15 protein-coding genes are annotated in these 19,384 nt (G+C 71.4%); 9 read left to right on the forward strand and 6 right to left on the reverse strand.

Translation table 11 applies throughout. From position 1 onward, the window contains the following. Nucleotides 1-2: 2 nt before the first annotated feature. Complete coding sequence (locus tag AB0O91_RS08280) at nt 3-1,421, reverse strand: glycosyltransferase family 2 protein (protein ID WP_363429467.1); 1,419 nt, start codon at nt 1,419-1,421, stop codon at nt 3-5. A 436-nt stretch (nt 1,422-1,857) separates the two neighbouring features. On the opposite strand from AB0O91_RS08280, the gene AB0O91_RS08285 reads away from it, so the two are divergent. The 3 genes from AB0O91_RS08285 (at nt 1,858) to AB0O91_RS08295 (ending at nt 6,341) form a co-directional block, all read left to right on the forward strand. Next, entirely contained in the window at nt 1,858-3,063 is a 1,206-nt protein-coding gene (locus AB0O91_RS08285) for a ricin-type beta-trefoil lectin domain protein (RefSeq protein ID WP_363429219.1), read from the forward strand. Nucleotides 3,064-3,475: 412 nt separating this feature from the next. After that, the gene (locus AB0O91_RS08290) at nt 3,476-4,510 is read left to right on the forward strand and encodes a LamG domain-containing protein (RefSeq protein ID WP_363429221.1); all 1,035 of its coding nucleotides are present in this window, start codon (nt 3,476-3,478) and stop codon (nt 4,508-4,510) included. Nucleotides 4,511-4,649: 139 nt separating this feature from the next. Further along, the gene (locus AB0O91_RS08295) at nt 4,650-6,341 is read left to right on the forward strand and encodes a hypothetical protein (protein ID WP_363429223.1); all 1,692 of its coding nucleotides are present in this window, start codon (nt 4,650-4,652) and stop codon (nt 6,339-6,341) included. Nucleotides 6,342-6,389: 48 nt separating this feature from the next. On the opposite strand, the gene AB0O91_RS08300 is transcribed toward AB0O91_RS08295, so the two are convergent. Beyond that, entirely contained in the window at nt 6,390-6,884 is a 495-nt protein-coding gene (locus AB0O91_RS08300) for a GNAT family N-acetyltransferase (protein ID WP_363429228.1), read from the reverse strand. A 386-nt stretch (nt 6,885-7,270) separates the two neighbouring features. Here AB0O91_RS08300 and AB0O91_RS08305 point away from each other — a divergent pair, with 386 nt between their 5' ends. After that, nucleotides 7,271-8,365 carry a helix-turn-helix domain-containing protein gene (locus AB0O91_RS08305; protein WP_363429230.1) on the forward strand — a complete coding sequence of 365 codons (1,095 nt, stop codon included), beginning with the start codon at nt 7,271-7,273 and terminating at the stop codon, nt 8,363-8,365. Nucleotides 8,366-8,372: 7 nt separating this feature from the next. Here AB0O91_RS08305 and AB0O91_RS08310 read toward each other — a convergent pair whose 3' ends face one another. The 4 genes from AB0O91_RS08310 to AB0O91_RS08325 all read right to left on the reverse strand — a co-directional run bounded on the left by AB0O91_RS08310 (nt 8,373) and on the right by AB0O91_RS08325 (nt 12,392). Then, nucleotides 8,373-9,188: a histidine phosphatase family protein gene (locus AB0O91_RS08310; RefSeq protein WP_363429232.1), complete on the reverse strand. Its 816-nt coding sequence runs from the start codon at nt 9,186-9,188 to the stop codon at nt 8,373-8,375. Nucleotides 9,189-9,343: 155 nt separating this feature from the next. Continuing rightward, nucleotides 9,344-10,954: a monocarboxylate uptake permease MctP gene (mctP, locus tag AB0O91_RS08315; protein WP_363429234.1), complete on the reverse strand. Its 1,611-nt coding sequence runs from the start codon at nt 10,952-10,954 to the stop codon at nt 9,344-9,346. Further along, nucleotides 10,951-11,214, reverse strand: coding sequence for a DUF3311 domain-containing protein (locus tag AB0O91_RS08320; protein ID WP_363429236.1), 264 nt, complete (start codon nt 11,212-11,214; stop codon nt 10,951-10,953). The genes mctP and AB0O91_RS08320 overlap by 4 nt, the downstream gene beginning before the upstream one ends. 386 nt (nt 11,215-11,600) lie before the next feature. Then, a complete protein-coding gene (locus tag AB0O91_RS08325) occupies nt 11,601-12,392 on the reverse strand; it encodes a GntR family transcriptional regulator (protein ID WP_363429238.1) in 792 nt (263 codons plus the stop codon). A gap of 337 nt (nt 12,393-12,729) precedes the next feature. Between AB0O91_RS08325 and AB0O91_RS08330 the strand changes: the two genes are divergently transcribed. The 5 genes from AB0O91_RS08330 to AB0O91_RS08350 all read left to right on the forward strand — a co-directional run bounded on the left by AB0O91_RS08330 (nt 12,730) and on the right by AB0O91_RS08350 (nt 19,255). After that, nucleotides 12,730-14,016, forward strand: coding sequence for an extracellular solute-binding protein (locus tag AB0O91_RS08330; protein WP_363429240.1), 1,287 nt, complete (start codon nt 12,730-12,732; stop codon nt 14,014-14,016). 90 nt (nt 14,017-14,106) lie between these two features. Continuing rightward, nucleotides 14,107-15,135, forward strand: a complete 1,029-nt coding sequence (locus AB0O91_RS08335) for a sugar ABC transporter permease (RefSeq protein ID WP_363429242.1) — start codon at nt 14,107-14,109, stop codon at nt 15,133-15,135. Next, a complete protein-coding gene (locus tag AB0O91_RS08340; RefSeq protein ID WP_363429244.1) occupies nt 15,132-15,959 on the forward strand; it encodes a carbohydrate ABC transporter permease in 828 nt (275 codons plus the stop codon). Before AB0O91_RS08335 ends, AB0O91_RS08340 begins: the two co-directional genes overlap by 4 nt. A 6-nt stretch (nt 15,960-15,965) precedes the next feature. After that, entirely contained in the window at nt 15,966-17,519 is a 1,554-nt protein-coding gene (locus AB0O91_RS08345) for a glycoside hydrolase family 3 protein (RefSeq protein WP_363429246.1), read from the forward strand. 458 nt (nt 17,520-17,977) lie between these two features. Beyond that, nucleotides 17,978-19,255 (forward strand): extracellular solute-binding protein, encoded by a 1,278-nt coding sequence (locus tag AB0O91_RS08350; protein ID WP_363429469.1) that lies wholly within the window; start codon nt 17,978-17,980, stop codon nt 19,253-19,255. The last annotated feature ends 129 nt before the right edge of the window (nt 19,256-19,384 follow it).

Here is a 19,384-nt window from a genome sequence, read left to right on the forward strand (position 1 = left end):
GATCACCCTGCTTCCGTGGGGCGCGGTTGGACGAGGACCCGGCCGACGATGGTGGCGTAGAACAGCCCGGAGGCGAGGACGAGGGCGAAGTTCAGCGGGCCCATGGTGAGCATCCGCCAGATGCTCACCCCCACCCAGAGCAGTGCGGTCCCGCCGCCCCAGACGATCACGCCGATCCAGAACCGTCGGGTCCGGTTCTTCCTGGCGCCGGTGGAGCCGGTCGGCTGCCAGGCCATCCGGTTGCGGCGCACGATGTCCCAGATGGCGAAGACGTGCGCCCAGCCGTACATCATCCGGGCGGCCCAGGCCTCCAGCCGGTACGGGTTGCGGTGCCACAGCGGGAAGATGACCGTCGCGTAGATGAGGCCGGGCAGGACCAGCGCGGTGTTCTGCCAGCGGACCAGGTCGGGGCGGGCGAGCAGCAGGACGATCGGGATGAGCGGGGAGACGACGGTGAAGAGCGCCGTGTGGATGTAGTAGAAGAACCCGGACAGGTAGCAGGCGCGGGTGACCGTCGGGAGCTTGGTGAGCCAGAACTTCCGGCTGCCGAGCAGGCTCATGGAGCCGGTGCACCATCGGTACTGCTGGTTGAAGAATCCGCCGACGTTGTCGGGGCAGACCCCGGTGGCCAGGGCGACGGGTATGTACCGCAGGTCCCAGCCCAGGCGGCGCAGGTCGAACCCGGTGTGCACGTCCTCGGAGTGGCCGATCAGGGTGGTGCCGCCGTTCTCCTCCAGGGCGGCCCGCCGGTAGATCGCGCAACTGCCCACGCAGATGGCGCCGTCGTTGCGCTGCCGGGAGACCTGGACGGTCCGGTAGAACAGCTCCTGGACGGCGCCCGCGCCGCGCTCGATCCAGTTCTGCGAGTCGAGGATGCGGAAGAACTGCGGGGACTGGACGATGCCGAGGCGGGGATCGGCCGCCATGTAGGGGAGCATCTCGCTCAAGAGGTCCGGCCGGGGTGCGAAGTCGGCGTCCAGGATGAGGATGTACTCGCTGTCCGAGTTGCGGAAGCCGAACTGCAGGTTCCCGGCCTTCTTGAACCAGCCGAGCCTGTTCCTGGTGCCGTAGACGAACGCGAAGTCGACGGCCATCTGCGCGAGCTGGGGGCTGTTGCTGTCATCGAGGACGTACGGCGTGACCTCGCCCGGGTACTGGTCGCGCAGGCGGGCGACGTGGGTCCAGGTGTTGTGCAGGACTTCGATCGGTTCGCCGGCGACGGGCAGGAAGACGTCGACGGTCGGATAGTGCTCGGGCTGCCAGGACTTGACCAGGGCGCGGTGCGCCGCGAGGTCGAAGGTCTGGTTGAAGCCGTGCACCCATCGGGAGATCAGGTAGTAGACGACGGTGAAGGCGAGCGGCGGGACGAAGACGAGGAACCACGGCGTCGCGCTCAGCAGGCCGATCTCGCTGGCCACCATGCAGCCGAAGCTGATCAGGGAGAAGCAGGTCAGCACCCACAGGTGGGTGCGCGCGTACAGGTACTTCTCGGTGTTGTCCGGTGGTTGGGGGAGCAACCCCCACTGGTTGCGGGCGGCCGGGGCACGCCGGCTGCGGCGACGTGAGCCGGGTGGTTGACCACTGCCCGCGAGTCGCGTGCTCTCGGTGACGGTCACGTGCTCTACTCCCCCGAAGCCGTGTCGATCTGAACCTTCCCCGCCGGTCGGCCGTTACCGGTCGGCCGCGTGCGGGACGCCAGGATCGTACGGGACTGGTTGCGGTGAGTTCTCTCCCCCCTCTCCCGGGGGTCGCCCGGAACCGGTAGCGGGTTCCGGTCGTGATGCGCACGGCGGTGCGACTGAAGCACTTGTGTACGGTTGGCCGCCCAAGGGGGCGAGGACGGTTCGGGGAAGCGTGATGAACATCGAGTTCGGTGGGGCCGGACGTGCCGCGCGCAGGCTGCGGACGGTCGTCGCGGCCGGTGCGGTCGCCGTGCTGTTGGCCGGGTGCAGCGGCCAGGTCGGTGCGGCGGAGCGGACGCCGCTCACCACCGCGGCGGCGGACGCGGGTCTGTGTTCGACCCCGCAGGTCCCGTTCCCCAAGTTGGCGCTGGACGCCGGGTCGAAGGTCCTCGAACCCAATCCGTGGAACACCGCGGGCACGGTCTGCGTGGACCCGGTGGGCGACACCGGCTTCACGGTGTCCCGGATCCGTGACTTCGTCCCGAAGAACCCGCTGGCCCCGGGGGCCTATCCCAATGTCTCCACCGCCCCGGGCGCGGACGGGCTGCCGGTGCCGGTCAGCGCGCTCGGTGACGCGACCGCCGACTGGGAGGCCAACGGGAGGGTGAGCGGTTCCTTCAACCTGTCGTTCGACCTCTGGTACGGCTCCAGCCCGGACAACTGCGCGCCGGGGGAGAGCGCCGAGCTGATGGTCTGGCTGGACGCCACCGACAGCGTGCGTCCGGCGGGGGACAAGGTCGCGGACGACCAGCAGTTCGGGGACGCGGCGTACAACGTGTTCCAGGCGCCGATCACCGGCCCGCACAGCGTCATCAGCTATGTGCGCGCCCAACCGACCCACACCGCAAGGGGCTTGGACCTGCGGCTGTTCACCGCCGACGCGATGGCCCGCGGCTATGTCCCCGAGGGCTCCTACCTGTGCCGGGTGCAGGCGGGTTTCGAGGTGTGGAGCGGAGGCACCGGTCTGCGCAGCGAGTCCTTCGCCTTCCACAACCGGGTCGGGCTGCCGGTCGGTGAGATCCCGGCCGGGGCACCGGGCGTCTGCCTGCGGCACGGTGCCGGTGCCGTGGTGACCGTCGGAGCCTGCGGTGACCCGGGTTCGTCGACCAACTGGACGGTGGGCAACGACGGTTCGTTGCGCGCGGGAGCGGCCTGTCTGGCGCCGGGGCCGGACCGGACCGTGGTGACACTGACCGACTGCACCGGCGGCTCCGGCCAGCGCTGGACGCCCGCGGCGGGCGGGAGGTTGGCGCACCCGGACTCGGGCCTGTGCTTGGGCACCGCCGCCGGCGTCCTCGCGGAGGGCACGGCGGCTCAGCTGCGCCCGTGCGCGGACGTGGTCTCGCAGCGTTGGAGGATCCCGTACAACGGGGCCGCGTGAGTGGGGAGTCGGCGGGGCGGGCCGGTCGGGGCGTCCCGGACGGCGTCCGGACGGGGGCGGTGGGCTCGGTGATCCGCCCGCGCACCCCCCATGGGCGCGATGGTGCCGATGCCCTAGCATTCCGGCCATGAGCGATCGACCGGTACCGAGTGGCGAGCCGGGCCAGCCCTACCCGCCACCGCAGCAGGCACCGGCCGGGGGGCCCGCTCCGGCCACCGGTGTGCCACCACAGAGTCCGAGCGGCGCCTTCGGCCCCGCGACCGGTTTCGGGCCTCCGCCCGGTGGGCCCGCTCAACCACCCGGGCCGGAACCGACGCCCCGTGCCCAGCCGGTGCCCCCGGTGCCGCAGCCGGGTGGGGCGTCCCCGGTGCAGCCCGGTCCGGTCCGGCCCGGGCCGGTGCAACCCGGGCCGGTGGCCCCGTACCCGGTGCAGCCGGGCCCGGCCGCACCGCAGCCCTTTCCCTCGCAGCCGCAGCCGCAGCCGCAGCCGCAGCCCGCGCCGGCCTGGCAGCCGCAGCCCGGCTTCCCGCCGCCGACCGCCTCCTCCGGCACCCCGGACTGGGAGGCCCTGGCCGAGCAGAACGAACGAACTGCCAAACGCGGCCGCCGGCTCAAGCTGATCGGTGCGGCGACCGCCGTGGTGGTCCTGGCCGGCGCCGGCACAGGGTTCTGGCTGTACCAGAAGGACAGCGACCGGAAGCCGGGCCCCACGGCCTCGGCGAGCACTCCCGCGTCGACCGGTCCGTCGTCCGCCACGAACAGCGCCCCGCCGGTCAAGGGCATCGACAGCCCGCCGACCGTCGGCACCCTGGCCGCCAGGACGGGCCAGGTGCTGAACCTGGGCGCGGACGCCAAGCCGGGGACGGTGAGCGGCTTCTCCGGGCAGGTCCTCAAGTTGCCGAGCGGCCAGGACTCCTTCGCCTCGACCTCCGGCCAGGCCGTCGACGTGAGCAAGAGCTTCACCGTCTCGGCGCGGGTGCTGGTCGACCTGCCGGCCGGCAACCGGAGCGCGGTCAGCCAGGGCGACGGCCAGTACTACGCCTACGCGTTGGGCCGGGCCAACAACAACGGCCACGACCAGTGGTACTTCAAGGTCCAGGTGCCGGGCGGCGGTTCGGCCATCGCCTGGTCCAAGGCCGACGCGACGGTCAACCAGTGGGTGCTGCTGACCGGGGTGTACGACGACCCGTCGCAGCAGCTCACCCTGTACGTCAACGGCGTTCCGCAGACCTCGGCCAAGTCGGCCGGCGTGCAGCCCTCCGGCAACAACAACCTCCAGGTCGGCCGGTTGAGTTCGAACTCGCAGTGGGTCGACCCGTGGCACGGCGCGGTGGCCGACATCCAGACCTGGGACCAGGTGCTGCCGGAGGCCGACATCGTCAAGATCGTGGCGGGCCCGAGCTCGCCCCCGTCGGTTCCGCCGACCGGCGCCTGGCTGAACGGCTGAGCCGCTCGGCCCGAGAGAGCGTCAAGTCGGCCGCCCCGCACCGCCGTCACGGCCGCGCGGGGCGGCCGGCGCGCGCCCCGGAGCGTGTCGCGCCCAGCGGGCGCATCCGGACGCAGAGCCCCAGATAGGAGCAGTACTGATGAGCGCGGACGGTCGCTGGATCCGGCCCGAGTCCACCCGCAAGCCCGTGTTGGGCCCCGCCGGGGCCCGTCCGGCCGGTGGTGCGGCGCTGGACGGGCGCGACCGCGCGACCGCGGTGGTCCGGCCGGCCCCGACCGACCGGCGGCGCCGCAAGCCCGGCCTGCCCCGGGTGCCGCACCCGCCGCGGCCGGTCCTGCGGGCCGACTGGTTGCCGCTGCTGGCGGTGCTGTTGGTGCAGGGGGCGCTCTCGTACCACCTGATCCTCAGCAACACCGCCTTCATCGACGAGGGCACCTACATCTACTCCGGCTACCAGGAGATCGCGCACCTGCGGCACGGCACGCCGGTGGCGACGTACGAGACCTTCTTCTCCGGCTCCCCGCTGGTCTACCCGGTGGTCGTCGCGCTGGCGGACTTCGCCGGCGGGCTGACCGCGGCCCGCCTGCTCAGCCTGGCGTTCATGCTGTCCGCGACCGTGGCCGTCCACCTGGCCACCCGCCGGCTGCACGGCTCGCTCGCGGCCTTCTGCGCGGCGGCGGCGTTCGCGGCGCTCGGCCCGACCCAGTTCCTGGGCGCCCTGGCCACCTACGACGCGATGGCGCTGGCGGTCCTCGCCTGGGCCGGGTACCTGGCGGTGCGGCTGACCACCGGCGGCGGGTACCCGAGCCTGCTGGGATCCGGGCTGCTGCTGGCGCTGGCCGGGGTGACCAAGTACGCCGCGCTGTTGTGGGTGCCGGTGGTGTGCGGCATCGCGGTGCTGGCGGGTACCGGCGGCCCGGTGCGGGCCCGGGCGCGCTGGCGGCGGGGGCTGCTGGTCCTGGCCGTCTTCGCGGTCGCGGCCGGAGCGGCGGCCGCGGCGGCCGGCAAGCAGTACCTCGACGGTTTCGAGCACACCACGCTCCAGCGCGCGCCGGGCCACGACGCCTACGCGTACGTGGCGGGGGAGGCCGCCCGCTGGGTCGGACCGCTGCTGGTGGTCGCGCTGCTCGGGGTCCTGGCGCAGCTGGTGGCGGCGCGACGGCGCGGCGGCGCGGCCTGGACCGGGTTCTGGCTGGCCGGCCTGCTGCTGGTGGCCGGGCTGCTGGCGCCGGTGAACCAGATCCGCATCCACACCTGGCTGTCGCTGCAGAAGCACGTGGACTTCGGCGCCTGGTTCTCCTGCATCGTGGTGGGAGCGGTGCTGGCCCGCGCGGTGCTGTGGCTGAAGGGACGCTTCCACGTCACCGCCGGGATCGTGGCCGCCGCGCTGGTGGTCGGCCCGCTGGCCGGAGTGGGGGTGGCCCAGGGCCGGGAGATGTTCGGCGAGTGGTCGAACTCGAAGGAGTTCGTCGCCGCGCTGGAGCCGTACGTGGTCAAGGGCGACGACCGCTACCTGGTGGAGAACTACAACGTCCCCGCCTACTACCTGCGCGAGCAGAGCAACTGGCAGCAGTGGCACGACCTGGTGGCGGTGTTCCGCAGGGATCCGGCCACCGGGCGGATGGAGAACGGAGTGCCCGCCGTCCAGGCCGGGATCGCGGCGCACGAGTGGAAGGTGGTGGTCCTGGACTTCACCCAGACCGGGGACACCGACCGGGCGGTCCAGCCGACCCTGAAGGCCGCCGGGTACCGGGTGGCCACCGTGGTGAAGAGCGGTGAGCACGGCCAGTACACCGTCTACGTGGCCCCCGGGTACGACCGGAGGCCGTGACCGGCCCCGGACCGCCGCGGTCCGGGCCGCCGGGTGGGTGGGGCGGGGTCAGACGGCCATGGTGTAGACCATCAGGTTCATCCCCGGGTAGGGGGCCCAGTCGCGGTCCGGGGTGCGCCGGAAGCCGACCCGCTCGTAGACGCGGTGGGCGGTGGTCATCTCGGGGCGGGTGGAGAAGGCCATGCCGGTCAGGCCGAGTTCGCGGGTGCGGGCGACCGAGGCGCGGACCAGGGCCTCGCCGACGCCGCGGCCGCGGGAGACGGCGGCGGTGGCGAGCATCCGGATCTCGCCTTCCTGCGGGGTGGCGATGTCGGCCCACTCGGTGCCGCCGACGGCGAAGGTCACGCAGCCGAGGACCCGTTCGTCGGCCGCGTCGACCGCGACCAGGAGCTCGGCCTCGCGGGAGCGCCGTTCGGCGTCGCGGAGCAGCTCGACGTAGCCGCTCGTGGGCTGGGTGAAGCCGTCGCCGACGAAGGCGTCGACGGTGATCCGGCCGGCGTCGTCGAGGTCCCGGGGGAGGGCGTGGCGGATGAGGTAGTCCATCGGGCCAGTGTGCCGGAGCCGGTCAGGCGTTCGTACACGGGGGCCGGTGGGGCCACCGGGGCCGGCGGGACGGCCGGGGTGCCGTGCAGCCGGTCGGCGCGGTCGGGGTCGGCGGGGTAGCCGCCCGGGCGGTGGTAGTTGTCGCGGTGGGCGGCGGGGCCGCGGGAGAGTTCACGGCCGATCAGGGCGCCGAGCAGGCCGAAGCCGAAGACGGCGCCGGCCAGGGCGAGTGCACCGGAGAGGAGGTCGCTGTCCATGCCCACCACTGTGGCCGGGCGGTGCCGGGGCCCACGAGTGGCAGGAACGTCGGGTTGCCTCGAAATCCTGCCAGCCCGATCCGGCCGGGCCCTTCCCGGCGCCCGCCCGTCGGGGGCATCCTGGGCGGCATGCTGAGGAACGTGGTCGCGGTGGTGCTGGAGGAGGCGCACCCCTTCGAGCTGGGGGTGGCCTGCGAGGTCTTCGGCCTGGACCGCACCGCCGACGGGCTGCCCGGCTACGACTTCGCGCTGGCCGGCGCCCGGCCCGGGTTGCACACGACCCACGCCGGCTTCGCCGTGGACGTCCCGTACGGCCCGGAGCGGCTGGCCGGGGCGGACCTGGCGGTGGTGACCGCCACGGCGATCCGCGAGCGGTACCCGGAGCCGTTGCTGGAGGCGCTGCGCGCGGTGGTGGCGGACGGCGGCCGGGTGCTGTCGATCTGCAGCGGCGCCTTCGTGCTGGGCGCCGCCGGGCTGCTGGACGGCCGCCGGTCGACCACCCACTGGCGGTACTCGGACCTGCTGGCCGAGCGCTTCCCGCGGACGGTGGTCGAGCCGGACGTGCTGTACGTGGACGAGGACCCGGTGATCACCTCGGCCGGTACGGCGGCCGGCATCGACGCCTGCCTGCACCTGGTCCGCAAGGTGCAGGGCGCCGAGGTGGCCCGGAGGATCGCCCGCCGGATGGTGGTGGCGCCGCACCGCGAGGGCGGGCAGGCCCAGTTCGTGAGCCGTCCGCTGCCGGCGGGCGGCGACTCGCTGGCCCCGCTGCTGGACTGGATGCGCCACCACCCGGACCAGGAGGCGAGCGTCGAGCAACTGGCCGCCCGGGCCCACATGTCGCCGCGCACCTTCGCCCGGCGCTTCCAGCAGGAGACCGGCACCACCCCGCACCGCTGGCTGGTGGGGCAGCGGGTGCTGCTGGCCCAGCGGCTGCTGGAGTCCACCACCGAGTCGGTGGACGCGATCGCCGCCCGCTGCGGTTTCGGCAACGCCGCGGCGCTGCGGCACCACTTCGGCCGTCGGCTGGGCACCACGCCGCTGGCCTACCGGCGCTGCTTCGCCGATCCGGCGGAAGGACTGGCGAACGGCCCGGCGGAAGGACTGGCGAACGGCCGGACGGAAGGACTGGCGAACGGCCCGGCGGGCGGGACGGTGAACGGGACGGCGGGCGGGACGGTGAACGGGACGGCGGACCGAACGGCGGACCGGATCGCCGACTGACAGTCAGTCAGCTCGCCGTACCGTTCAGGTGGTCGAGGCCGTTCCAGCGCTCCGGCCGCAGTCTCCCCTCCTGGGCCCGCCACAGGCTGGTGGAGCAGTTGTGCACCGGCCCGAGCGCGATCAGCTGCTGCTCGGTGAGCCGGTCCAGCGCGTACCGCAGCATCAGCACGGTGCAGTCGTGGGCGACCACCAGCACGGGCCGTCCGGCCTCCTCCTCGCAGAGGTCCCGCAGCAGGCTGCGCACCCGCAGCGCGACGTCGGCCCAGGACTCGCCGCCGGGCGGCCGGTAGTACAGCTCGCCCATCTTGCGCCGCCGGGCCGCCTCCTGCGGGTGTTCGGCCTCGATGGCGGCCTTCGGCAGCATCTCCAGGACGCCGAGCTCGCGGTCGCGCAGCCGTTCGTCGTACCGGATGGCCAGGGCGACGGGCACCGCGCCGAGCCCGGCGGCCTGGGCGAGCGCGATCCGGGCGGTCTCGGTGGTGCGCACGTAGGGCGAGCACCAGACGCTGCGCGGGCGGTCGGCGCCGGGCAGGGCGGCCCACCAGCGGCCGAGTGCCTGGGCCTGCTGCTCGCCGCGCGGGGACAGCGGGATGTCGGCGTCCCGGCAGCTGATCGGGACGCTGAGCGCGCCGGCGGCGTCGGCCCGCTGGAACTCGACGTTGGCGGTGGACTCGCCGTGCCGGGTGGCGATCAGCACGGACGGCAGCCGGGTGGCCGCCGCCGGGCGGTGACCGGGGACGAGGTGGTGCGCCCCCTGGGCGGCCTGGTGCGGGTTCTGGGTGGTCTGGTGCTGGCCGTTGAGGGTGGTGCCGAGTTCTGCCATGGCCGCGAGCTCCCCGTGGGTCGATCATGTTCCGGCCGGATGCCGGTCCGGTCTGGTGGTGCCCGGCGTGCACGCCTGTTCATACATATGATCGCGCCGCCTCCTCCAGTGTTCACGGAGGAGGCGGCGCGATCACAGGGCGCGCGCAGGTCCAATCAGTGCGCCGCTACGGGCTCCGGCGCGTTCTTCCGCTCGTCCTCGCCGGCCTCGGCGCTGTAGTCGGAGGGCTTGGTCTCGTCCGGGCCGTCGGGCGCCTTGACCGCCCGCAGCACCAGGGTGAGCGCCACCGCGACGACCAGGTTGAGCACGAAGGCGGTCAGGCCGATGTAGCCGAGCTCGCCGATGCCGGGGATCTCGGCCGCGTTGCCGCCGAAGTGCTTGGTGGCCGGGCTGGCCAGCCCGTACGCCGTCCAGGTGCCGTAGACCATGCCGGCCGCCCAGCCGGCGAACAGCGCCCAGTGGTGGAACCAGCGGGTGAACAGGCCGCCGACGATGGCCACGAAGGTCTGCAGGATCCACAGGCCGCCCAGCAGCTGGAGGTTGATCGCGGCCTGCTTGTCCATCCCGAGCACGAAGACCAGCGCACCGACCTTGACCAGCAGCGAGACCAGCTTGGCCATCCGGGTCTCGTCCGCCGGGGTGGCCGCGGGCTTGAGCCACTCCTTGTAGACGTTGCGGGTGAACAGGTTGGCCGCCGCGATGGACATGATGGCGGCCGGCACCAGCGCGCCGATCCCGATGGCGGCGAAGGCCACCCCGGTGAACCAGTCCGGGAACATGCTCGCGAACAGCTGCGGCACCGACAGCTGGGAGTTGTAGCCCTTGACCCCGCTGCCCACGCCCGCCGCGATCGCCATGAAGCCGAGCAGCGCCAGCAGGCCGAGCATCAGCGAGTAGGCGGGCATGATCGCCATGTTGCGGCGCACGGTGTTGCGGGACTTGGAGGCGAGCACGCCGGTCACCGAGTGCGGGTACATGAACAGCGCCATCGCCGAGCCCAGGCCCAGCGTGGCGTACGTCCACTGCTTGTTCTCCGGCAGGGTCAGCCCGCCGGCCTTGGTCTGCTTGAAGTGGTCCGCGGCCGCGTCGAAGATGTGCCCGTAGCCGCCGAGCCGGATCGGGATGTAGATCACCGCGACGATGATCACGATGTAGACCAGGGCGTCCTTGACGAAGGCGATCAGCGCCGGGGCGCGCAGGCCGGAGGAGTAGGTGTAGGCGGCCAGCACGCCGAAGGCGAGGAACAGCGGCAGGTCCTTGACGAACCAGTTGGCGTCCGCGCCGCCGCCGACCCCGAGCACGTCCAGCACCGCCTGGATGCCGACCAGCTGCAGGGCGATGTACGGCATGGTGGCCAGGATCCCGGTCAGCGCGATGACCAGGGAGAGCGGCCGGGAGCCGTAGCGGCCGCGGACGAAGTCCGCCGGGGTCACGTAGCCGTGCACCCGGGAGACCGACCAGAGCCGGGGGAGGAACAGGAAGACCAGCGGGTAGGCGACGATCGTGTACGGCACCGCGAAGAAGCCCGCCGCGCCGGTCGCGTAGACCGCCGCCGGGACGGCCACGAAGGTGTAGGCGGTGTAGAGGTCGCCGCCCAGCAGGAACCAGGTCACCCAGGTGCCGAAGCTGCGCCCGCCCAGGCCCCACTCGTCCAGGTGCGCCGCGTCGCCGGCCCGGCGCCAGCGCGAGGCGAGGAAGCCCATCACGGTGACCAGCAGGAAGAAGAGCGCGAAGACCACCAGGGCCGGCACGTTGACGTCCTTCATCGCGCACCGCCGTCCCGGGCCGCCTTGCGGGCCTTCTCGTCCCGGTTGATCAGCAGGTAGGCGGCGACCGTGAACACGGCCGACACCGGCACCCAGAGCAGTTGGTACCAGTAGAAGAAGGGCAGCCCGGCCAGCGCCGGGTCGGTCTTGTCGTACGAGGAGACCCAGAGCATCGCGACGATCGGCACGAGCAGGGCGAGCCCGGCCAGCACCCGTTCGGGCGTCACCGCCGGCACGGGTCTGGTGGATGGCTCGGGCATGACAGTTCGGTCGGGGGACTGGTCAGACGGCATCTTCGGCTCCGCTCCGGAGGGTTCTCCCCGTCGGCGCCGCAGCCCCGGGAGCACCGCGCACCCCCCGTGAGCCCGCCGAGCAGCACCATCGGTGATCGGCAGTCAGTACGGCTGCGCAATCTAGGGCATGGAGTGATCCATGTCACCGGATTCGACACAACTTCCCGCCATCCGGACGCACGGGGACGCGCGGCCCGGAATGGGGACGCGCGCATTCCGGGGTGAGGACACGCGCGGCCCGGGGCGCCGGTCCGGACCGGGGTGCGGGAGGAGCAGGGGGTGCGGAACGCCGACGGGCACCGGCACGCGCGGGTCGCGCACGCCGGTGCCCGTGGTGAGCAGGGGGCGCCCGGTTACTCCGGGCGCTTCAGCCGGGTGATGAACTTGTAGCGGTCGCCGCGGTAGATCGAGCGGACCCACTCGACCGGGTCGCCGTCCCCGTCGAAGGAGTGCCGGGAGAGCTGGAGCATCGGCAGCCCGAGGTCGGAGCCGAGCAGGCCGGCCTCGCGCGGGTTGGCGAGGGTGGTCTCGATGGTCTCCTCGGCCTCGGCGACCGTCACCCCGTAGACCTCGCGCAGCGCCGCGTACAGCGAGTTGTGCTTGGCGAGGTTGCGCCGCAGGGCGGGGAAGCGCTTGGCGGACAGGTGGGCGACCTCGATGGCCATCGGGTCGCCGTTGGCCAGCCGCAGCCGCTCGATCCGCAGCACCCGGCCGCCGGGCTTGATGTCCAGCAGCGGGGCGAGCCGGTCGTCGGCGGTGATGTAGCCGATCTCGATCAGCCGGGAGGTGGGCTCCAGGCCCTGGGCGCGCATGTCCTCGGTGTAGGAGGTGAGTTGCAGCGCCTGGGCGACCTTCGGCTTGGCCACGAAGGTGCCCTTGCCCTGGATGCGCTCCAGCCGGCCTTCGACGACCAGCTCCTGGAGGGCCTGGCGGACGGTGGTGCGCGAGGTGTCGAACTGGGCGGCGAGCGCGCGCTCGGGCGGGACCGGGGTGCCCGCGGGCTGGGTCTCGGTGAGCTGGAGCAGGTGGCGCTTGAGGCCGTAGTACTTGGGGACGCGCGCGGTCGGGTCGGTGCCGGCCTGGGTCGGGACGTTCCTCACCTCGGGGTCGTCGGCCTGGGCGGTGGTTCCCCCGTCGCTGCTCATCGGACCTGTTCTCCCGCTTCTCGCGGGGCCTTTTACCGCCCCGCCACATCGTTAACGGATCACATCGTTGCATGTATGGCTACGGAACGAATACCTCATCACGCGATGAACGATGTGCGGTGTCGGCTTGATAACGGGTGGTCGAGATCGGTCGAACAGCCGTTGACAGGCCCATTGGTCTAGGCCAAGCTCCAGGCATCTGGTCTACACCACTAGGCCGGTAACGATGAATCCCCCCACCCGTTCGAAGGTGTCCGCGGCACCTGTTCTCCCGCTTTGCGTGGGTATGCCGCAACCGCCCGACGGGGGTAACCCAGGCATCCCTCAGGAGGATGGCGTGAAGCGTCAGCTCATCGCGGCGGTCGGCGTCGCGGCCATGGTCGTCGGTCTCGCGGCTTGTAGCTCGGACGGCAAGAAGGACGACAGCGGTTCGTCGTCGTCCTCCAACGCCGCCGACAAGTACAAGGGCAAGACGCTCAAGGTGTGGACGATGACCGGCTCGGCCCCCAAGGGCTGGACCGACGCGGTCAAGTCCGAGTTCGAGACCACCTACCCGGGTTCGAAGGTCGACTTCCAGACCCAGGAGTGGACCGACATCGGCCCGAAGATCACCGCCGCGCTCTCCGAGGGCTCGGTCGACGTCCTGGAGCTGGGCAACACCCAGACCGCCGGCTACGCCGCCTCCGGCGGTCTGCTGGACATCACCAAGGACAAGTCCGCGCTGGGCGGCGACGCTTGGGCCGCCAACCAGAACGAGGCCGCGGTGCTGGACGGCAAGCAGTACGCCGCCCCGTGGTGGGTCTCCAACCGCGTGGTCGCCTACAACAAGGACCTCTGGGCCAAGGCCGGCCTGACCGCCGCCCCGAAGACCCTGGACGAGTTCTACACCGACCTGGAGACCCTGAAGAAGACCCCGGGCGTCACCGACCCGATCTACCTGCCGGGCCAGGAGTGGTACACCTACTTCGGTCTGCTCACCGGTGAGGGCGGCAAGATCGCCAAGCAGGACGGCGGCAAGTGGGTCGGCGGCCTGGAGTCCCCCGAGGCCCAGCGCGCCTTCGAGACCTACAAGAAGCTGCAGAGCTACTCGGCCACCGGTCCGAAGGACAAGGACGAGGCCACCCCGCAGCAGAAGGACGTCTTCGCCAAGGGTGACGTCGGCGCCATGATCGCCCTCGGCTGGGAGCTCCCGGACGAGAAGAGCATGGCCAAGGACAAGATCGGCTTCTTCCCGATCCCGGGCAAGACCGCGGACAAGCCGTCCGGCGTCTTCATCGGTGGCTCGAACCTCGCGATCGCCTCGCAGAGCAAGAACACCGACATGGCGAAGGACTTCCTGAAGGTCGCCCTCAACGACAAGAACGAGGGCCTGGTCGCCGCGGCCGGCAACATCCCGAACAAGCCGGCCCTGAACAGCCAGCTCACCGGTGACTTCGCGAAGGCCGCCCAGGCGGCCACCGCGGTCGGCGGGATCACCCCGAACACCCCGAACTGGGCCAGCGTCGAGAACACCCCGAACCCGATCAAGGACTTCCTGACCGCGGCCCTCCAGGGCGGCGACTACGCGGCCACCGCGAAGAAGTACGACGACGAGATCGCGAAGCGGCTCAACCAGAAGAACTAAGGCATTGAGCGGCGTCGCTCACCGGCCCCCGGCGGGGGGTCGGTGGGCGGCGCCCGTCCGTCGTGGCCGGGTTGTGAGGAAGTGAGAACGATGGCTGTGCATTCGGACCGGGTGCAGACGCAGTCCCCGGAGTCAGGGAAGGCTGCTGTGGCCGAGATTGACACCAGTGCCGCCGGCGGCGGGGCCAGGGGCACCACGCCGAAGGGCACCAGATCCGCGGGCGGTCCCGCCCTCGGTGCCCGCCTGGCGCCGTACCTGCTGCTGCTGCCGGCCATCGTGGCGACCATCGTCCTGCTCGGCTGGCCGCTGCTGAAGACCTTCCTGCTGTCGTTCCAGGACCTCAACCGGCGCCAGCTGGTGATGCACCTGACCGAGTGGACCGGCTTCGACAACTACAAGGAGCAGCTGACCGACCCGGAGTTCTGGTCGGTCACCGGGCGCACCGTCGTCTTCACCCTGGTGAACGTGGTGCTGATCATGGTCGGCGGCACCCTGGTCGGCCTGCTGCTCAACCACCTCGGCAAGAAGATGCGGCTGGCGCTGTCGATCGCGCTGCTGATGGCCTGGGCGATGCCGGTGGTCGCCGCCACCACGGTCTACACCTGGTTGTTCGACGAGCAGTGGGGCGTCGTCAACTGGTTCCTGGACAAGCTCGGTTGGCACTCGATGGCGCACTACAACTGGATGAGCGACGAGTACTCGACGTTCTTCGTGGTCATCCTGCTGATCGTCTGGCAGTCGATCCCGTTCGTGGCGTTCAACATGTACGCCGGTCTGACCACCATCCCCAAGGAGCTCTACGAGGCCGCCCGGATGGACGGCGCCGGCTCCTCGAAGATCTTCAGCTCGGTGATCTTCCCGAACCTGAAGCCCTTCTTCCTGGCCACGACCTTCCTCGAGGTCATCTGGGTGTTCAAGTCCTTCACCCAGATCTACGCGATCAACGGCGGCGGCCCCGAGAAGCTCACCCGGACCCTGCCCGTGCACGCCTTCCTGGAGGGCCAGGGCAGCCAGCACTACGGCGTCGGCGCCGCGATCGCGGTGCTCACCATCCTGATGCTCGGCGTCCTGATGGCCTACTACTTCCGCATCATGATCAAGCAGGAGGACGAGCTGTGAGGCGCTCTCTCTTCGGACGCACCTGGCCGAACGTGATCGCGGTCGTCCTCGTCGTCTTCTTCATCTTCCCCGTCTACTGGATGATCGCGACGGCGTTCAAGCAGAACAACGACATCATCAGCAAGACGCCGGTCTTCCTGCCCCTCGACGGGACCTTCGAGCACTTCACCACCGCGGTGAACGCGCCGAACTTCTGGACGTACGTCACCAACAGCGTCACCGTCACCGTCGGCGCGGTGCTGATCTCGCTGGTGATCGCGACCCTGGCGTCCTTCGCCGTCGCCCGGATGCGGTTCCGCGGCCGCAAGGCCTTCGTGCTGGTCATCATGCTGGCCCAGATGGCGCCCTGGGAGGTCATGACCGTCGGCGCCTACATCATCACCCGCGACAACGACATGCTGAACAGCCTGCTGCCGTTGACGTTCTTCTACATGATGATGATCCTGCCCTTCACCATCTGGACGCTGCGCGGCTTCATCGCCGCGGTGCCGAAGGAGCTGGAGGAGTCGGCCATGGTGGACGGCTGCACCCGGACCCAGGCCTTCATGAAGGTGATCTTCCCGCTGCTGGCCCCGGGGCTGATGTCGACCTCGCTGTTCGGCTTCATCACGGCCTGGAACGAGTTCCCGCTCGTCCTGTGGCTGAACAAGGAGCAGGGCAAGACCCTCCCGCTGTGGCTGTCCTCCTTCAAGACCGCCTTCGGCAACGACTGGGGCGCCACCATGGCGGCCTCCACGATGTTCGCCGTCCCCGTGCTGATCCTTTTCGTCTTCCTCCAGCGCAAGGCGGTCGGCGGTCTGACCGACGGCGCCGTGAAGGGCTGAGCCATCGTGAGCATCCTCATTCCCACCGCCCCGGACAGCGACCAACTGCACCGGGACGCCCTGACCGTCCTGCAGCCCGGCTTCGTCGGCACCGAGCCGCCCGCCTGGCTGCGCCGCCACCTGGCCGCCGGCCTCGGCTCGGTCGCGCTGTTCGACCGCAACGTGGTCGACCTCGACCAACTCTCCGCGCTCACCGGCGCGCTGCGCGCGGAGAACCCCGACCTGCTGATCGCGATCGACGAGGAGAGCGGGGACGTCACCCGGCTGGAGGCCGGCTCCGGCTCCTCCTGGCCGGGCAACCTCGCCCTCGGCGCGATCGACGACCCGGCGCTGACCCGGGACGTCGCCCGCGAGCTGGGCCGGGCGCTGGCCGCGGCCGGCGTCAACTACAACTGGGCGCCCACCGCCGACGTCAACTCCAACCCGCGCAACCCGGTGATCGGCGTCCGCTCCTTCGGCGCCGACCCGGAGCTGTGCGCCCGGCACACCGCCGCCTGGGTGGAGGGCCTCCAGTCGGCCGGCGTGGCCGCCTGCTCCAAGCACTTCCCCGGCCACGGCGACACCGCGGTGGACTCGCACCACGGCCTGCCGGTGATCGACGTCGACCTGGAGGTGCTGCGCAGCCGTGACCTGGTGCCGTTCCGGGCCGCCATCGCGGCCGGCACCAAGGCCGTGATGACCGCCCACATCATGGTCCCGGCGCTGGACCCGAAGCTGCCGGCCACCCTGAGCCCGACCGTGCTGCGCGACCTGCTGCGCGCCGCCCCGGCGGACGGCGGCCTCGGCTACCAGGGCCTGATCGTCAGCGACGCGATCGAGATGGGCGCCATCGCCGACACCTTCGGGATGGGCGAGGGCACCGTGCTGGCGCTGGCGGCCGGCGCGGACGCGATCTGCGTCGGTGGCGGCCTGGCCGACGAGGAGACCGTGCTGATGCTGCGCGACGCCATCGTGGCGGGCGTGCGCTCCGGCCGGCTCACCGAGGAGCGGCTGGCGGACGCCGCGGACCGGGTCCGGGCGCTGGGCAGCTGGGGCCGGATCGCCGCCCAGGGCGAGCAGGCCGAGCCGGACCTCGCGGTGGGCCTGCGGGCCGCGCGCCGGGCGCTGAAGGTGGTCCGGGCGCCGGGCCGCGAGGTGCTGCCGGTGAGCGAACGCCCGTACGTGGCCTCGTTCTCGGACGAGCCGAACATCGCGGTCGGCGACGTGACCCCGTGGGGCGTGGCCGGCATGCTGGCCGACCGTTTCCCCGGCACCCGCACCCGTGCGGTGTCGGCGGCCGAGGCCGCGCCGGAGGCGCTGGACGCCCTGGTCGCCGAGCTGGTGGCGGGCGCCGAGGGCCGCCGGCTGGTGCTGGTGGTCCGGGACGCCCACCGGCACGCCTGGATGGCCGCCGCGCTGAGCCGCCTGGTGGCGGCCCGGCCGGACGCCGCCGTGGTGGAGATGGGGCTGCCCCAGTCCGAGCCGGTCGGCGCGCTGTACATCGCCACCCACGGCGCCGCCCGGGTCTGCGGGCTGGCGGCCGTCGAGGTGCTCACCGGGCAGCCGGGAGCGATCGGCTGAACCGACCGCGAGGACGTCACCGGCCGTGTCCGGGAGGCGTCGGCCGACGGGCCCGTCATGCGCATGTCGCATGGCGGGCCCGTTCCGTTTCCCGGGTGTTGACCTGGGCTTTCGTCGAATGACCGTGTTCCCTCAAGTGGGCCTTAAATCCACCTTAAGTCCCACGGTGGGTGACGGCCCGACGACTGATCGCCACCCGGTACAACGGCTCTGCAACGGCCTTGGCCACAGGGCCTGTTGGCCGTTGACACCACCCTTGGTCTAGGCCAGAGTCCATGCATCCGGTTCGAACTTGAACCTCGCCGGATGTGGTATCGCGCCCTCCTCGAAGCTCTTCGCCGCCCCCACCCGGACCACCGCCGCGGGCGCCAATCACGCTGTCGGCGGGCACCACCGTTCCTGGAAAACCCTCGGAGGATGGCGTGAAGAAGCGTCAGCTCGTTTCGACGCTCGGGATCATGGCCCTGGCGGTCGCACTGACGGCCTGTTCCTCGTCCGGATCACCCTCGGGCGACGGCAAGAGCGCCGCCGCGGACCCGAAGGGCGCCACCGGTACCGTCACCGTCTGGCTGATGGACGACGCCCAGAAGAACTGGCCGGACCTGGTCCAGCGGGTCAACGACGAGTTCGCGGCCAAGTACCCGGGCATCAACCTCAAGCTGGTCTACCAGGGTTGGGCCGACAAGGTCGGCAAGCTCGACAAGGCGCTCGCCGACGGCAACGCCCCCGACGTGGTCGAGCTCGGCAACACCGAGACGATGAAGTACGTGCTCTCCGGCGCGCTGGCCGCGGTGGACCGCACCACCTTCGACAACTCCGACAGCTGGATCAAGGCGCTCGCCAACACCTGCACGTACCAGGACAAGCTCTGGTGCGTCCCGTACTACGCTGGCGCCCGGGTCGCCGTCTACAACTCCACCGCGTTCCAACAGGCCACCGGCAGCGCCGACTTCCCCAAGACCGAGAGCGACCTGGTGGCCGCCCTGGACCGGATCGCCGACAAGAACAAGTCCGACAAGACCTTCTCCCCGCTCTACCTGCCCGGTCCGTACTGGTACGCCGCGATGAGCTACGTGGCCGCGTACGGCGGCAGCATCGCCAAGTTCGACAGCTCCGGCAACTGGCACGGCACCCTGCACGACGCCAAGTCCCAGCAGGGCATCAGCCACTTCGCCGACCTCGTCCGCAAGTACAACAAGGGCGACCTGGCGCAGAACGAGCAGAACCAGTTCGAGTCGATGGCGCGCGGGCACGCCGCGTCCTTCTACGGCAACGGCTTCGAGGCGGCCAGCGTGATCGCGCCGGTCACCGGCGACCCGTCGCTCAAGGACGCCGTCAAGGTGGCCACCATGCCCGGCCCGGACGGCAAGCCGCTGCCCACCTTCATCGGCGGCTCCGACCTCGCCGTCACCGCCAAGTCCGCGCAGGTGGCGCCGGCCACCGACTGGATCCGGATGTTCACCAGCACCAAGTCCGAGCAGGCGCTGGCCGACAAGGACATCCTGCCGAACAACCTCACCCAGCTGAACCCGCTGAAGAACAAGCCCACCACCGCCGCCGCGGCCAACGCCGTCCCGGACGCCTGGTTCACCCCGCTCGCCCCCGGCTGGGGCGCGGTGGAGAAGCAGAAGATCATCCCCGACATGCTGACCGCGATCCTCAAGGGCAAGTCCGTGGACCAGGCCACCAAGGACGCCGACGCCGCGATCGACCAGCTGATCAACACCCCGTCCTGACGGCCGGTCCGCCGGACCGGACCGCCCCTCCGCCTCCGGAGGGGCGGTCCGGGGGTGCCGGGCCGGGGGCGCGCTCGTAGGATGCGCAGGAAGAACCGCAGCGAGTGTGCGGACTCGCCGCCGTAGAGG

This window comes from Kitasatospora sp. NPDC089797 (assembly GCF_040684795.1).
Lineage (GTDB): Bacteria > Actinomycetota > Actinomycetes > Streptomycetales > Streptomycetaceae > Kitasatospora.